A 15032-nucleotide genomic window follows, 5' to 3' on the forward strand; every position below is an offset into this window, starting at 1 on the left:
AGCCTCACGGCATACCTCGTGTATGTCGCTGCGAGCCCCGAGCGCCCTGCGCCGGGGCTCTTTTCGTGCAGGCCCTCCGGGCCCTTTCGACGGGCGGCACCACGCAAGGGAAGGAGGCCCAGATGGCAAACGCCGAGAAGAGCGCAGCCATTGCCGAGATCACGGACAAGTTCCGTGAGTCCGGTGCGGCCGTTCTCACCGAGTACCGCGGTCTGACCGTGGCCCAGCTCTCGCAGCTGCGCAGCTCGATCCGGGAACACGCCACCTACGCCGTGGTCAAGAACACGCTCACGGAGCGCGCCGCCAAGGAGGCCGGTATCACGGCCTTCGACGGCCACCTCCAGGGCCCCTCGGCCATTGCCTTCATCACCGGTGACCCGGTCGAGGCGGCCAAGGGTCTGCGTGACTTCGCCAAGGCACACCCCCTCCTCGTGATCAAGGCTGGCGTCCTCGACGGCAAGACCTTGTCCCCCGAGGAGATCACGAAGCTCGCGGACCTCGAGTCCCGCGAGGTTCTGCTGGCCAAGCTTGCGGGCGCCATGAAGGGCTCCCTCACCAAGGCCGCCTACCTCTTCGTTGCTCCTCTGTCGCAGACGGCCCGTGTGGTCGAGGCTCTGCGTCAGAAGCGCGAGGAGGAGGGCACCGCCACGGAGGCTCCGGCCGCCGAGGCAACCACCGACGTCGCCGAGGGTGGCGACGAGAGCTGACGCCCACCGGCGTCCGCTCGATTCATCAATCAGCCACTCACGGCAAGTAACAGGAAGGAAGCCACCATGGCGAAGCTCAGCACCGACGAGCTCCTTGACGCTTTCAAGGAAATGACCCTCATCGAGCTCTCCGAGTTCGTGAAGCAGTTCGAGGAGACCTTCGAGGTCACCGCTGCTGCCCCCGTCGCCGCCGCCCCCGCGGCCGGCGCTGGCGGCGCTGCCCCCGCCGAGGAGGAGGAGAAGGACTCGTTCGACGTCGTTCTCGTCGCCGCCGGTGAGAAGAAGATCCAGGTCATCAAGGAGGTCCGCGCGCTCACGAGCCTCGGCCTCAAGGAGGCCAAGGACCTCGTCGACGGCGCTCCCAAGCCCGTTCTCGAGGGTGTCGACAAGGCTGCGGCCGAGAAGGCCAAGGACCAGCTCGAGGGCGCCGGCGCCACCGTCGAGCTCAAGTGATCTGACCCGGCTGAGCCGGGATCACTGCTCTACCGCGAAGGCGGGTCCGACCACTGGTCGGACCCGCCTTCTGCTGTCCCCGGTCGGGGGGCGCGGGGCGCGGTCGCGGGGCGCAGCGGCACTCGCGGCGTGGAGCGTCGGCGGCCGTCCCAGCCAACGCACGGCTTCCGTATGCCGGGTGGCCGCCTCCGATGCCGCTCCCACCGCCGCGCCCCGCGTGGGTCGAGGTGATCCGCGACGGCATACGGTCGCGCAATACCTCGACCGGTCGGGGACGGGGGTCAGGCGGCGTGGGCCAGGGCGTCCTTGAGGGCGGCGAGGACGAGCGCGACGCGGTCGGGTCGGGCGTTGTGGCCCATCAGGCCGATGCGCCACACGGTCGAGGCGAACTCGCCCACCCCGGCGCCGATCTCGAGGTCGTGCCGCTCGAGCAGGTAGGCGCGGACCGCGGCGGAGTCGACGCCCTCGGGGACGCGGACCGTCGTCAGCTCCGGGAGACGCGCGCCCTCCTGCGCGAAGAGCGTCAGGCCCATCTCCTCGAGGGCGTCCTGGAGCAGGCGTCCGGCCTCGGCGTGGCGGTCCCAGACCTTCTCGAGGCCCTCGTCGGCGATGCGTTGCAGACCGGCGTGCAGGCTGACGACCATCGCCGTCGGGGCGGTGTGGTGGTAGGTGCGCTTGCCGGACCCGGAGGCCTCGCCGACGTAGCCGCCGAGCAGGCCGAGGTCGAGGTACCACGACGAGGGCTTGAGGACGCGACGCTCGAAGGCGCGGTCACTGATGGTGAAGGGGGCGAGTCCGGGGGCGACGCCGAGGCACTTCTGGGTGCCGGCATAGCCGATGTCGATGCCCCAGTCGTCGGCGCGCAGCTCGATGCCGCCGATGCTCGTCACGGCGTCGACGAGGAGCAGCGCGTCGCCCTTGAGCGCTCCGAGCGCGGCGATGTCGGAGCGGACACCCGTGGAGGTCTCGGCGTGGACGGCGGCGATGATCTTCGGTGACGGGTGGGCAGCGGCCACCCGCTCGGCGTCGACGGGGGTGCCCCACTCGTGCTCGACGCGGACGACGTCGGCACCGTGGCGTCCCGCGACGTCGACCATGCGCTCGCCGAAGAGGCCGTTGACCGCGACGACGACGACGTCGCCGGGGGAGACGGTGTTGACGAAGGCTGCCTCCATCCCGGCCGACCCGGTGGCCGACAGGGGCAGGGTGCGGCGGTTGTCGGTGCCCCAGACGTAGCGGAGCAGGTCGCAGGTCTCGTCCATGATGGCGAGGAAGTCGGGGTCGAGGTGCCCGAGCAGCGGCGCCGCCAGGGCCAGCGTCGCCTCGGGGTAGGGGTTGCACGGGCCGGGGCCGAAGAGGTGCCGGTCGGCGATCGGGCGGCGGGTGGTGGCGGGGGGAGTGGTCATCAGAATCCTGCTCCGGGGTTGAGGATGCCCTGCGGGTCGAGGGCGCTCTTGATGCGATGGGTGAGGGCCATGACGTCCGGCCCGAGCTGTTCGGGGAGGGCGTCGCGCTTGAGGCGGCCGATGCCGTGCTCGCCCGTGATGGTGCCGCCGAGACCGATCGCGAGGCTCATGACCTCCGAGAAGGCCAGGGTCGCGCGCTCCTTCGCGCCGGGGTCACCGGCGGGGTAGACGATGACGGGGTGGGTGTTGCCGTCTCCAGCGTGCGCGACGACGGGGATCTCCACCTCGTGGCGACGGGAGATCTCGGCGATGCCGGCCAGGAGGTCCGGCAGGCGCGGCACCGGCACCCCGACGTCCTCCAGCATGATCGCGCCGCGGCGTTCGATGGCGAGGATGGCGGCGCGGCGGGCTGCCACGAACATCTCTCCCTCGACCGCGTCCGTCGTCGTGAAGCACTCGCGAGCGCCCCCGGCCTCGCACAGCTGCTGCATGACGGCGATCTCCTCGCCGCGAGCTGCGCCGGGCGCGTCCGACTGCGCGAGCAGCATCGCCCCGGCGTCACGGTCGAGACCCATGCTGCGGTGGTCCTCGACGGCGTTGACGGAGGTCTGGTCCATCAGCTCCATCATCGACGCGCGGAGGGTGTTGCCGACCGCGACGACCACTCGGGCCGCGTCCTCGACGGTGTCGAAGGTGGCGACGAGCGTCGCGGGCGGCGCCTGGGCCGGAACGAGCCGCAGGGTCGCCCGCGTCACGATGCCGAGGGTGCCCTCGCTGCCGACGAAGAGCTTGACGAGCGAGAGCCCCGCCGTGTCCTTGACCCGCTGTCCGCCGAGGTGCACCAGCGTGCCGTCGGCGAGGACGACGTCGAGACCCAGCACGTAGTCGGTCGTCACGCCGTACTTGACGCAGCACAGCCCGCCGGCGTTGGTCGCGACGTTGCCGCCGATGGAGCAGATCTCGAACGACGACGGGTCGGGCGGGTACCAGAGCCCGTGCTCGGCCGCGGCCTGCTTGACCTCGACGTTGAGGGCGCCGGCCTCGACGACGGCGGTGCGCGTCGCCGGGTCGATCCCCACGGCCCGCATCCGCTCGAGACTCAGCACGAGGCAGCCGTCGATGGCGTTCGCGCCGCCCGACAACCCGCTGCCCGCTCCTCGAGGCACGACGGGTATGCCGTGCTCGCCGGCCCAGCGCACGGTGGCCTGCACGTCGGCCGCGCTCGACGCGCGGACCACGGCGAGCGGCACACCGGCGCCGGCGTCAGCGGTGTAGTCGAAGCGGTAGGCCGCCACGCTGTCGGGCTCGGTCACCAGGGCGCCCGGCGTCAGGGACTCGGCAAGCCCCTCGAGGGCCCTCAGGTCGGGAGCGTCCTTGCTCACTGTCGTCACCGGACCACCGTAACCACGACCGTCGGGTCGTGCGCCCGGCGATGCGATGGCGTATGCCGTTCCGCCCGGTCGGGACCGGCCGACCCGCTCCAGCGGACACCCCGCCACGCCACGTCGATCCGTCGACCCCGCCCGGTAGGTTTGCCGCATGGGATGGCTGTCGCGCACCTTCAGGCCCGATGCCGGCGACGTTGCCGAGGCAACGGCGCCCGCCGCCGGCGGCGCACCGCCGGCGCCGTCCGTCCCGGTGCCTGCTGCAGCCGGACGGACGACAGGAGCGTCGAGCCCCCAGGGCCGCTACGGGCCCCTCGTCTCGGTGACCCGTTTCGACACCGCGCCCCCGGAGCTCGAGTGGCAGCTGCCCCTCAACGGTGAGCTCTACCGGGTCGTGCCAGGCTCCGACCGTCCGGACTACTCACTCTTCGTCCTCGAGCGGCCCGTCCACTTCTACCCCCGCGACGGCTTCGACCTGGACCGGGTCGAGCCGGAGCAGCAGGTGCAGGACCGCAAGGGCCGCACCATGGTCCGGGTGCACGCGCTGCTGCTGTGCGCACGCTTCGTCGGCCAGCAGCTGCACCCGGGCATGACCGACCTCGCCGTCAACCTCGCCTACGTCATCGACAACTCCCTGGCCCGCGACGCCGAGGTCGACTTCGCCAAGATCGAGTTCGCCGGGACCGGCTTCCTCAGCGAGGGGCACGCACCCGGTCACGACACGGAGACCGCGGCCACCACGCGGCATACGACCTCGGACGTTCTCGACGAGCTGGCCTGGACGCTGCGGCACGGGATCGAGGAGCAGCGCGGTGCGCCCCTCCACCGGATGACCGCGGCCATCACCGTCGATGGTGACCACCGCCTGACCGGGCTGTCGGGCAACGCCGACGGGCAGGCCCCCGTGCCCACCCCGGACACGTTCGGCCGCATGGCCGAGGTGCTCGGGCGCCTCGCCGAGCTCGACGGCGGCGAGCGCATCGCGTCAGTCACGCTGCGCGTCGATGACGGCGGGGTCGGCCACGAGGTCACCGGCACCCACGGCTGACGTCGTCACGCCGCCGGCGTCGGTGATTCGTGGCGCCGAGCGCCACGAGTCCACGGCACAGAACTCACCCGTAACTTCCCCTGAGTCCTGTCGTTTCCCCCGTAGCCGAGTCGAGACGGCCAGAGAGACACAGGTAGGTGCCACATGGGTGTGGAGATCGCGGTCACGGGTCTGACCAAGACCTTCGGTTCGCAGACGATCTGGCGGGACGTGACCCTCACGCTTCCCGCGGGGGAGATCTCGGTCATGCTCGGGCCTTCGGGCACGGGCAAGTCCGTCTTCCTCAAGACGCTCGTCGGGCTGCTCAAGCCGGACGCCGGCTCGATCGTCATCAACGGGCGCGACCTGACGCGCCTGCGCGAGGCCGACCTCTACGAGGTGCGCAAGCTGTTCGGTGTCCTCTTCCAGGACGGCGCCCTCTTCGGGTCGATGACCCTCTACGACAACGTCGCCTTCCCGCTGCGCGAGCACACGAAGAAGACCGAGGCCGAGATCAAGCGCATCGTCAGCGAGAAGATGGAGCTCGTCGGTCTCTCGGGCGCCGAGAGCAAGCTCCCGGGTGAGATCTCCGGCGGCATGCGCAAGCGCGCCGGCCTGGCCCGCGCGCTGGTGCTCGACCCCGAGATCCTCCTCATCGACGAGCCCGACTCGGGCCTCGACCCGGTGCGCACCTCCTACATCAACCAGCTCTTCATCGACCTCAACGCCCAGATCGACGCGACCTTCCTCATCGTCACGCACGACATCAACACGGCTCGCACCGTGCCCGACAACATCGGGCTGCTCTACCACAAGCACCTGGCGATGTTCGGCCCGCGCGAGATGCTGCTGAGCTCGGAGGAGCCGGTCGTGCGCCAGTTCCTCAACGCCCAGACCGTGGGCCCGATCGGCATGTCGGAGGAGAAGGACGCCGACGAGCTGGCGGCCGAGGAGGGCCAGGAGCTGCCCCCACTGCCACCCATCGCCCTCCAGCTGCGCACGAGCGACGGGTCGCCGCGTCGCGCGGAGCGCCCGGCAGGGGACTGGTGTCGCGCCAACGGCGTGACCCCTCCGCCCGGCTCGTTCCTGTCCGACAAGGCGGGCGTCCCCGGCGTCCGCTCCGCGCCGGCCACGCCGACGGCCGTCCAGCCCACCACGGCGGAGTCTCCCGAGCTCGTCGGCGAGGTGAGCTGACGTGGCCGCGCCCCTCACCGGTGCCCTGAGGCAGTCGGGCTCCCTCTTCGCCCTCGCCCTCGACGTCATGAGGGCCCTGCCGAAACGTCCGTTCCAGGTCAAGGAGTTCATCCAGCAGGCGTGGTTCATCGCCAGCGTGACCATCCTGCCGACGGCCCTCGTGTCCATCCCGTTCGGCGCCGTCATCGCCCTCCAGCTCGGCACGCTGACCCGCCAGCTCGGGGCTCAGTCCTACACCGGAGCGGCGAGCGTGCTCGCGGTGCTCCGCGAGGCGAGCCCCATCGTGACCGCCCTGCTCATCGCGGGCGCCGGCGGCTCGGCGATCTGCGCCGACATCGGTTCCCGCAAGATCCGCGAGGAGATCGACGCCATGGAGGTGCTCGGCATCAGTCCGATCCAGCGCCTCGTCGTGCCCCGCGTCCTCGCCTCGATGCTCGTCGCCGTCCTGCTCAACGGCCTCGTCTCGGTCGTCGGGGTCGTCGGTGGCTACGTCTTCAACGTCATCGTCCAGGGCGGCACGCCGGGCGCCTACATCGCCAGCTTCACCGCACTGGCGCAGCTGCCCGACCTGTGGACCGCCGAGATCAAGGCGCTGATCTTCGGCGCCATCTCCGCGGTGGTGGCCGCCTTCAAGGGGCTGAACGCCGGCGGCGGTCCGAAGGGCGTGGGTGACGCCGTGAACCAGAGCGTCGTCATCACCTTCATGCTGCTCTTCGTCGTCAACTTCGTCATCACGGCCGTGTACTTCCAAGTCGTCCCGCAGAAGATCTGAGAGGCGACGATGGCAACCACGACGGACAAGACGACCCGTGGCGCGAGCGCGGAGCGGCTGCTCGACCTCGCGTCCAGGCCCTCGCGGGCGCTCGACTCACTCGGCGAGCAGATGCGCTTCTACGTGCGCTCGCTCGCGTGGAGCGGTCGCACGCTTCGCCGCTACAAGAAGGAGGTCGTCCGGCTGCTCGCCGAGGTGTCGCTCGGCACCGGTGCGCTCTCGGTCATCGGCGGCACGGTCGGCGTCATCGCCTTCCTCGCCTTCTTCACCGGGACCGAGGTCGGTCTGCAGGGTTACTCGTCCCTCGAGCAGCTCGGGACCGGCGCCTTCACCGGCTTCTTCTCGGCCTACCTCAACACCCGTGAGATCGCCCCGCTCGTCGCGGGCCTGGCGCTCGCCGCGACCGTCGGCTGCGGCTTCACGGCGCAGCTCGGCGCCATGCGCATCTCCGAGGAGGTCGACGCCCTCGAGGTCATGGGCATCCCCTCGCTGCCGTTCCTCGTCACGACCCGCATGATCGCAGGCTTCATCGCCGTCATCCCGCTCTACGTCCTGGGGCTGCTCAGCTCGTATGCCGCCACGCGGTTCATCGCCACGGCGTACTTCGGTCAGTCCGAGGGCACCTACGACCACTACTTCCACCTGTTCCTGCCGCCCGGTGACGTGTTCTGGTCGTTCGCGAAGGTCATGGTCTTCGCCGTCGTCATCATCCTCATCCACTGCTACTACGGCTACACCGCCTCGGGTGGTCCGGCCGGTGTCGGCGTCGCGGTCGGCACGGCGGTGCGCACCTCGATCGTCGCCATCAACATCGTCGACTTCTTCCTCTCCCTCGCCATCTGGGGTGCCACGACGAGCGTGAGGATCGCCGGATGACCGTCGCGCCGACCGATGCCGCCACGGACGTCAGCACCGACGCGACACCGGGCCCGATCACCCAGCACACGCGGAAACGCCTGGGGCAGAAGGCATACGGAATCGTCTTCCTCCTCGTGCTGGCGCTGCTCCTCGGCCTCGCGATCGCGTCGTTCCAGAAGCGCTTCACGCCCGTCGTCATGGTCACGCTCGAGACGGACCGCCTGGGCAGCCAGCTGCAGGAGAGCTCGGACGTCAAGCTGCGCGGCCTGCTCGTCGGCGAGGTGCGCCAGGTCGAGGCCACGCCCACGGGGGCCCGGCTGGAGCTGGCGCTCCAGCCCGACGAGGTCGCGAAGATCCCGTCGAACGTCACCGCGCGCCTGCTGCCCAAGACCCTGTTCGGCGAGCGCTACGTCGACCTCGTCACGGCGGCCCAGCCGGCGCGGCCGATCCGGGCCGGCGACGTCATCCCGCAGGACCGCAGCCGGGTGTCCATCGAGCTCGAGACCGTCCTCGACAACCTCTACCCGCTGCTGCGCACGGTCCAGCCGGCCAAGCTGGCCACCACCCTCAACGCGCTGTCGACGACCCTCGACGGCCGCGGCGACCAGATCGGTCGCAACCTCGTGCTGGTCGACCGCTATCTCAAGGCGCTCAACCCCAGCATGCCGACGATCCAGAAGGACATCTCGCTGGTCGCCGACACCGCTGACCTCTACGCCGGGGTCGCCCCCGACTTCTTCCGCCTCACCGAGTCGCTCCGGGTCACCAACAAGACCATCGTCGAGAAGAACCAGCAGCTCGCGGCCTTCCTCGTCGGCACGGGAGGCTTCGCCAACGACGCAGCGGGGTTCCTGCACGACAACGAGCAGCGCATCATCCAGGTCGGGCAGGTGAGCAAGCCGACCCTGCAGCTGCTCGCGGAGTACTCGCCCATCTACCCGTGCGTGGCCTCCGGCCTGGTCAACTGGCTCCCGCGCGCCAACGCGGCCTTCTCCGGCGGCACCTTCCACATCACCCTGGAGGTCGTGCCACCCCGCCAGCCGTACCGGCCGGGGGAGGAGCCGCGCTGGGACGACAAGCGCGGGCCCCACTGCTACGGCCTGCCGACACCGGGCGGTTCCCAGTCCAACCCCTTCGCCGGCAACCACTTCGACGACGGCACCCAGCCCGCGAGCAACGCCCAGCCCTTCTCCGCCGTGCCGCAGGCGCTGCTCGGCAACGCGTCCGCCGCGGACTCCGGGAGCTCCGGCACTGCCGATGAGCAGCGCGTCGTCGGCGCCCTCCTCGCCCGCGACGGCCACCCCGTCGACCAGGACACGAGCAGCATCCAGACCCTGCTCGCCGGTCCGATGATGCGCGGCACGGTGGTGAGCACGCGATGAAGGTCAAGGGCTCACTCGTCAAGCTCATCGTCTTCGCGGCGGTCACGCTCTTCGCGACGAGCATCCTCGCGCTGACCATCGCGAACATCCAGTTCGGTTCCAAGGCGACCTACACGGCCGTCGTCAGCGACGCCACGGGCGTGATCCCCGGTCAGGACGTCCGCATCGCCGGTGTCCGGGTCGGCGAGGTGACCGACGTGCGCGTCGCCCGTGACGCGACCTCCGACGGCGCCACGGCCGACATCGACTTCTCGGTGCTCAAGAGCTCGGTCCTCACCCAGGGCACCGAGGTGACGGTCAAGTACCGCAACCTCGTCGGCCAGCGCTACCTCGCGCTGTCCCAGGGCGCCGGCGCGCCGGCGCCGCTGGCGGACGGCTCGACGATCCCGCTGTCGCGCACCCACCCGGCGCTTGACCTGACCGTGCTCTTCAACGGCTTCAAGCCGCTCTTCGCGGCGCTGTCCCCGAGCGACGTCAACGAGCTCTCGGGTCTGCTCATCCAGACCCTGCAGGGGGAGGGCGGCGACGTGAACTCCCTGCTCGCCAAGACGGCCAGCCTCACGTCCGCCATCGCCGACCGCGACGCCGTCATCGGTCGCACCATCGACAACCTCAACACCGTGCTCGGCACGGTCGACTCCCATGACCAGCAGCTGCTCTCACTCATCGACCAGCTCCAGCGGTTCACAAGCGGGCTCGCCGCGGACCGCGAGACGATCGGCCGTTCGCTGTCCGGCATCAACACGCTCTCGGCCGAGACCGCCGACCTGCTCGTCTCGACGCGACCGCTCATCAAGGACGACGTCGCCCAGCTGCGTACTCTCGCCACGACCCTCAACAAGCCGGGGAACGTCAAGGAGTTCGAGGACTTCATCACCGGCGCCCCGGGCCGCATCACCACCCTGACCCGCACGGCGACCTACGGCTCCTGGTTCAACTTCTACCTCTGCAAGTTCGACACGCGGAGCCCGATCCTGCCCGGCGTCAGCCCCACCTACGACGTCGCGTCTGCGAGGTGCAAGTCGTGAGCATCCCCTTCCGAGAGCGCAACCCGGTCCCCATCGGCGCGGTCGGACTGCTCGTCATCGCCGTGCTGCTCTACCTGGCCTTCAACGCGTCCAACCTGCCGATCATCGGCGGCGGGACGGCCTACAGCGCAGCCTTCTCGGAGGCCGGCGGCATCAAGCCCGACGACGACGTGCGCATCGCCGGCGTCAAGGTCGGCAAGGTGACGGGCGTCGACCTCGAGAACGGCCACGTCCGTGTCGACTTCACGATCACCGAGGACGCGAGCTTCGGCCCGCAGACCGGCGCCTCGATCCGGATGAAGACGATCCTCGGCGAGAAGTACGTCGCGCTCGACCCCAAGGGCCAGGGCCAGCTCGACCCGGACGCGCAGATCCCCCTGGCGCGCACGGTCAGCTCCTACGACATCGTCAACGCCTTCCAGGACCTGACGACGACCACCGAACGCATCGACACCGGCCAGCTGGCGACGTCCCTCGGTGTCATCGCCACGGAGTTCAAGGACAGCCCGAAGTACGTCAAGGCCACCCTGGACGGCCTGTCCCGCCTCTCGCGCACCGTCGCGAGCCGCGACGCGGAGCTGGGCTCGCTGCTCCAGCGGGCCAACAGCGTCAGTGGTCTCGTGCGCAGCCGCAACGACCAGGTGAGCACCCTCATCAAGGACGCCGACCTGCTCATGGTCGAGCTGGTCAAGCGCCGCGACGACATCCGCACGCTCTTCCGCAACACCTCGGCGCTCGCGACGCAGCTCACCGGGCTGGCCCGGGACAACCGGGCCCAGCTGAAGCCGGCCCTCGCCGAGCTCGACAAGACCCTGGCCCTGCTCCAGAAGCACGAGACCGACCTGCAGAAGACGATCGACGCCATGGCGCCGTTCACGCGCGTCTACGCCAACACGCTCGGCACCGGTCGCTGGTTCGACACGTGGGTCTCCAACCTCGTCGTCCCCGTCGGCACGCCCGGGCTGGCCCTGCCCGGGACGAAGCTGCCCGACCTGCTCCTTCCCGGCACCTCCGGAGGTGGTCGCTGATGCCCGCGTCCCGCGTGTCACGTATGCCGTTCGGCCGCCTCCACGGTCCCGCCACCGTGCTCGGCAAGGTGGTGACCGGCCTCGTCGTCGTCGCGCTCGTCGCGGCGGCCGTCGTCTTCTGGCCGCACCAGGGCCAGACGGCGGTCAGTGCCGACTTCACCCGGGCGGTCGGTCTCTACCCGGGCTCCGACGTGCGCATCCTCGGGGTCAAGGTCGGCAAGGTCGACACCGTGACCCCCGAGGGTGACCACGTGCACGTGACCTTCAGCTACGACGACAAGTACCGCGTGCCGGCCTCGGCGAAGGCCGCCATCGTCGCCCCGTCGCTCGTCTCGGACCGTTACGTCCAGCTGCTCCCCGTCTACCAGTCCGGGCCCGCGATGGCCGCCGGGACCAGGATCCCGCTCGAGCGCACCGCGGTTCCCGTCGAGCTCGACCGCGTGTCCCAGAGCCTCGACGACCTCATGGTGGCGCTCGGACCCGACGGCGCCAACAAGAACGGCGCGCTCAACGAGCTGCTGCGCACGTCCGCGGCCAACCTGGACGGCAACGGCGACAAGATCAACGGCACGGTCCACGACCTGTCGACCGCGCTGTCGACCTTGTCCGGGAGTCGTGACGACCTCTTCGGCACGGTCAAGAACCTCCAGTCCTTCACCTCGATGCTGGCCACGAACAACACGCAGGTGCGTCGGCTCAACTCCGACCTCGCCACGGTCGCGACCCAGCTCAGCGAGGAGCGCGAGAACCTCAAGGCGACGCTCGAGAGCCTCGGTGTCGCCGTCGACGAGGTCTCGGGCTTCGTCGCCGACAACCGGGCCCTGCTCAAGAGCGACCTCGACCGGACGGTCAGCGTGACCAACGCGGTCGTCAAGAGCCGCCAGGCGCTGGCGCAGGTCCTCGAGAACGCGCCCGTCGCGCTGTCGAACCTCCAGAACGCCTACCACCCCCAGACCGGCACGCTCGACACCCGCAACAACGCCAAGGGACTCGACGACCCGTTGCTGCTCGTGTGCTCGATCCTGACCGGGCCGACGCAGACCGGGAACACCAAGCTGTGCGACTCGCTCAAGAGCGCACTCCTGCCGAAGCTGCCCACCCTCCCCTCGCTGCCGAGCGGCGCTGCGCTGCAAGGCACCCCCCAGCCGAGCGGCCTGGTCAACCTGCGCGGTGCCGACCCCACTCTCGGCGGACTGCTCGGAGGCTCCCGATGACGTATGCCGACCCACGGGGGGCCACGCCCCCCGTGACCCCCCCGAGGAAGACCCGCGTGGTGACCATCGCGCTCAGCCTGCTGACCCTCGTAGGGGCCTCCGGCTGCAGCGCCTACGACCTGCCACTCCCCGGCGGTGCCGGCACGGGCGACAACTCCTACACCGTCACGGCCGAGTTCGCCGACGTCCTCGACCTCGTGCCCCAGTCGTCGGTCAAGGTCAACCAGGTCACCGTGGGCTCGGTCGAGGACATCCAGGTGACGGGCTGGACCGCGACGGTGCGGATGCGGCTGCCCGGCAACGTCGTGCTGCCGGACAACGCCACCGCCGAGCTCAAGCAGACCTCGCTGCTCGGCGAGAAGTACGTCGCGCTCGCAGCTCCGACCGACGCGCCGCCCCAGGGCCGTCTCGGGCAGGGGGACCGCATCCCGCTGACGCGGACCGGCCGCAACCCCGAGGTCGAGGAGGTCCTCGGGGCGATGTCGCTGCTCCTCAACGGTGGTGGCGTCGCCCAGCTGAAGACCATCGAGGTCGAGCTCGACAACGCGCTCCGTGGCCGCACCGGTGACGTCAAGGACCTCGTCACGCAGCTGAACACGTTCGTCGGCGGACTCGACGCACAGAAGGGCGAGATCGTCCGCGCCATCGACAGCATCGACCGGCTGTCGTCGACGCTCGCGAAGAACCAGGCCAAGATCGCCGCAGCGCTGGACGAGCTGCCGAAGGGCCTGACGATCCTCGCCGACCAGCGCCGCCAGCTCACCGCGATGCTCACCGCCCTGCAGAACCTCGGCGAGGTCGGAACGCGCGTCATCCGCGGGTCGCGGGCCGACCTCGAGGCCAACCTCCGGGCGATCAGCCCGATCCTGCGCGAGCTCAACAAGGCAGGTGACGACCTGCCGAAGAGCTACCAGCTGCTGCTGACCTACCCCTTCCCGAACAACGCGCAGAACACCATCAAGGGTGACTTCACCAACCTCTGGGCGACCCTCGACACCAACCTCGGCACCATCGCCGACAACCTCGGCGTCGGCAAGCTGCCGAACGTCCCGGGTGCGGCACTGCCCTCGGTGCAACTGCCCTCCGTCCCCCTGCCTCCGGGGCAGGTGCCGAAGCTGCCCCTGCCGACGGTCCCGCTGCCGACGGTCACCGGCGTGCCGGCCCCGACCTTGCCAGGCGGGCTCCTTGGCTCGGGTCAGTCCGGGTCGGGCTCGGCCGATGCCGCCTCCTGGTCCACGCTCTTCCCCACGGGAGGTTCCCGATGATCACCAGGACCGTGCGGCTCCAGCTCGCCGCCTTCGCCCTGCTGTCCGTCACACTCGTCGCCATCCTCTCGGCCAGCTACGTCGGGCTGACCGACAAGATCGCCGGCGGCAGCTACGTCGTGTCAGCCGACCTCGCGCAGTCGGGCGGCATCTTCGTGGGCGCCGAGGTGACCTACCGTGGCGTCACGGTGGGCAAGGTCGAGGCGCTGCGCCTGTCAGGTGACGGCGTCGCGGTCGACGCCAGGCTCGATCGCGGTACCGAGATCCCGAAGGACACCAAGGCCGTCGTCGAGAACCGCTCGGCGGTGGGGGAGCAGTACCTCGACCTGCAACCGCGCAGCTCCCGGGCGCCCTACCTCGCCTCCGGTGACGTCATCCCCCGCGACCGCACCGCCTTCCCGATCCGCATCGACCAGCTGCTCCAGCACGTCGACGACACCGTCGCGTCGGTGCCGCGCGACGCCCTCGTCACCACGGTGGACGAGCTGGCCCAGGCGTTCAAGGGCGGCGGCACGGACCTGCAGCGGCTCATCGACTCGGGCGACGCCCTGACGGCCGTCGCGTCCGAGGCGCTTCCGCAGACCACGCGCCTCATCGACGACGGCCGGATCGTCCTCGACACCCAGGTCCGGAGCGGCGCCGACATCCGCACGAGCGTGTCCGGCTTCGCGAACGTCGCCGATGCCCTGCGCGAGGCCGACCCCGACCTGCGCGTCGTCCTCGACCGCGGGACCGTGGCGGTGCAGCAGCTCGATGCCCTGATCTCGGAGAACAAGCAGAGCCTCTCCGCGCTCCTCGCCAACTTCATCACCATCGGCAACGTGACGACCGCCCGTCTCGACGGCATCGAACAGCTCCTCGTCACCTACCCCGACGTCGTCACCGGTGGCTTCACGGTCGTGCCCGGGGACGGGACCGCCCACTTCGGTCTCGTCCTCAACGTGGACGACCCGAAGGCCTGCGAGGCCGGCTACGAGGGCACGACGAAGGTCGACCCGCACCGCACGACGGGGCTGCCGCCGGTCAACCTCGACGCCCACTGCGCCGCCTCGCGCGGCTCGGGCGTCAACGTCCGCGGTGCGCAGAACGCCCCGAAACCCACCCGGGGAGGACAGAGCGGCCAGAGCTACCCGATGGCCTTCGGGGCCACCCCCGTGGCACTGGGAAACCGGGCCGTGACCTCCGGCAGCCCCTCCTCGTTGACAGTGCAGTCGCCGGTCGCACCGGCCGGTGGCGACGGACGGACCGACAACGGCACGAGCTGGCTCTGGATGATGCAGGAGGCGCTCCGCTAGCCGGTGACGGAAGGAAAC

14 protein-coding genes are annotated in these 15032 nt (G+C 70.3%); 12 read left to right on the forward strand and 2 right to left on the reverse strand.

The window, feature by feature from the left end:
* Positions 1-122: 122 nt before the first annotated feature.
* Entirely contained in the window at positions 123-707 is a 585-nt protein-coding gene (rplJ, locus tag AC1DIW_RS01455; protein WP_442279652.1) for a 50S ribosomal protein L10, read from the forward strand.
* A gap of 66 nt (positions 708-773) precedes the next feature.
* Positions 774-1160 carry a 50S ribosomal protein L7/L12 gene (gene rplL, locus AC1DIW_RS01460; RefSeq protein WP_442279653.1) on the forward strand — a complete coding sequence of 129 codons (387 nt, stop codon included), beginning with the start codon at positions 774-776 and terminating at the stop codon, positions 1158-1160.
* A gap of 281 nt (positions 1161-1441) precedes the next feature.
* On the opposite strand, the gene AC1DIW_RS01465 is transcribed toward rplL, so the two are convergent.
* On the reverse strand, positions 1442-2566 hold the full coding sequence (locus tag AC1DIW_RS01465; RefSeq protein ID WP_478106225.1) for a pyridoxal-phosphate-dependent aminotransferase family protein: 1125 nt from the start codon (positions 2564-2566) through the stop codon (positions 1442-1444).
* The gene (locus AC1DIW_RS01470) at positions 2566-3957 is read right to left on the reverse strand and encodes an FAD-binding oxidoreductase (protein ID WP_478106226.1); all 1392 of its coding nucleotides are present in this window, start codon (positions 3955-3957) and stop codon (positions 2566-2568) included. The genes AC1DIW_RS01465 and AC1DIW_RS01470 overlap by 1 nt, the downstream gene beginning before the upstream one ends.
* Positions 3958-4105: 148 nt before the next feature.
* Between AC1DIW_RS01470 and AC1DIW_RS01475 the strand changes: the two genes are divergently transcribed.
* The 10 genes from AC1DIW_RS01475 (at position 4106) to AC1DIW_RS01520 (ending at position 15014) form a co-directional block, all read left to right on the forward strand.
* Positions 4106-4999 carry a hypothetical protein gene (locus AC1DIW_RS01475; protein ID WP_478106227.1) on the forward strand — a complete coding sequence of 298 codons (894 nt, stop codon included), beginning with the start codon at positions 4106-4108 and terminating at the stop codon, positions 4997-4999.
* A 144-nt stretch (positions 5000-5143) separates the two neighbouring features.
* Positions 5144-6172 carry an ABC transporter ATP-binding protein gene (locus AC1DIW_RS01480; protein ID WP_478106228.1) on the forward strand — a complete coding sequence of 343 codons (1029 nt, stop codon included), beginning with the start codon at positions 5144-5146 and terminating at the stop codon, positions 6170-6172.
* A gap of 1 nt (position 6173) precedes the next feature.
* A complete protein-coding gene (locus AC1DIW_RS01485) occupies positions 6174-6944 on the forward strand; it encodes an MlaE family ABC transporter permease (protein ID WP_442279658.1) in 771 nt (256 codons plus the stop codon).
* Positions 6945-6953: 9 nt separating this feature from the next.
* Positions 6954-7820 carry an MlaE family ABC transporter permease gene (locus AC1DIW_RS01490; RefSeq protein WP_478106229.1) on the forward strand — a complete coding sequence of 289 codons (867 nt, stop codon included), beginning with the start codon at positions 6954-6956 and terminating at the stop codon, positions 7818-7820.
* A complete protein-coding gene (locus AC1DIW_RS01495; RefSeq protein WP_478106230.1) occupies positions 7817-9184 on the forward strand; it encodes an MCE family protein in 1368 nt (455 codons plus the stop codon). The genes AC1DIW_RS01490 and AC1DIW_RS01495 overlap by 4 nt, the downstream gene beginning before the upstream one ends.
* Positions 9181-10212: an MCE family protein gene (locus tag AC1DIW_RS01500; protein ID WP_478106231.1), complete on the forward strand. Its 1032-nt coding sequence runs from the start codon at positions 9181-9183 to the stop codon at positions 10210-10212. Before AC1DIW_RS01495 ends, AC1DIW_RS01500 begins: the two co-directional genes overlap by 4 nt.
* Positions 10209-11240, forward strand: a complete 1032-nt coding sequence (locus tag AC1DIW_RS01505; RefSeq protein ID WP_442279662.1) for an MCE family protein — start codon at positions 10209-10211, stop codon at positions 11238-11240. The genes AC1DIW_RS01500 and AC1DIW_RS01505 overlap by 4 nt, the downstream gene beginning before the upstream one ends.
* Positions 11240-12454 carry an MCE family protein gene (locus tag AC1DIW_RS01510; protein WP_442279663.1) on the forward strand — a complete coding sequence of 405 codons (1215 nt, stop codon included), beginning with the start codon at positions 11240-11242 and terminating at the stop codon, positions 12452-12454. The genes AC1DIW_RS01505 and AC1DIW_RS01510 overlap by 1 nt, the downstream gene beginning before the upstream one ends.
* A 56-nt stretch (positions 12455-12510) precedes the next feature.
* Positions 12511-13719 (forward strand): MCE family protein, encoded by a 1209-nt coding sequence (locus AC1DIW_RS01515; RefSeq protein ID WP_478106232.1) that lies wholly within the window; start codon positions 12511-12513, stop codon positions 13717-13719.
* A complete protein-coding gene (locus AC1DIW_RS01520) occupies positions 13716-15014 on the forward strand; it encodes an MCE family protein (RefSeq protein WP_478106233.1) in 1299 nt (432 codons plus the stop codon). Before AC1DIW_RS01515 ends, AC1DIW_RS01520 begins: the two co-directional genes overlap by 4 nt.
* The last annotated feature ends 18 nt before the right edge of the window (positions 15015-15032 follow it).

This window comes from Terrabacter sp. 01T434, assembly GCF_056398545.1.

Bases quoted from the DNA above. Each gene is read 5' to 3' on its own strand.
- rplL (WP_442279653.1), top strand. From the start codon at position 774: ATGGCGAAGCTCAGCACCGACGAGCTCCTTGACGCTTTCAAGGAAATG.
- AC1DIW_RS01520 (WP_478106233.1), top strand. From the start codon at position 13,716: ATGATCACCAGGACCGTGCGGCTCCAGCTCGCCGCCTTCGCCCTGCTG.
- AC1DIW_RS01475 (WP_478106227.1), top strand. From the start codon at position 4,106: ATGGGATGGCTGTCGCGCACCTTCAGGCCCGATGCCGGCGACGTTGCC.
- AC1DIW_RS01480 (WP_478106228.1), top strand. From the start codon at position 5,144: ATGGGTGTGGAGATCGCGGTCACGGGTCTGACCAAGACCTTCGGTTCG.
- AC1DIW_RS01500 (WP_478106231.1), top strand. From the start codon at position 9,181: ATGAAGGTCAAGGGCTCACTCGTCAAGCTCATCGTCTTCGCGGCGGTC.
- AC1DIW_RS01495 (WP_478106230.1), top strand. From the start codon at position 7,817: ATGACCGTCGCGCCGACCGATGCCGCCACGGACGTCAGCACCGACGCG.
- AC1DIW_RS01465 (WP_478106225.1), bottom strand. From the start codon at position 2,566: ATGACCACTCCCCCCGCCACCACCCGCCGCCCGATCGCCGACCGGCAC.
- AC1DIW_RS01510 (WP_442279663.1), top strand. From the start codon at position 11,240: ATGCCCGCGTCCCGCGTGTCACGTATGCCGTTCGGCCGCCTCCACGGT.
- rplJ (WP_442279652.1), top strand. From the start codon at position 123: ATGGCAAACGCCGAGAAGAGCGCAGCCATTGCCGAGATCACGGACAAG.
- AC1DIW_RS01490 (WP_478106229.1), top strand. From the start codon at position 6,954: ATGGCAACCACGACGGACAAGACGACCCGTGGCGCGAGCGCGGAGCGG.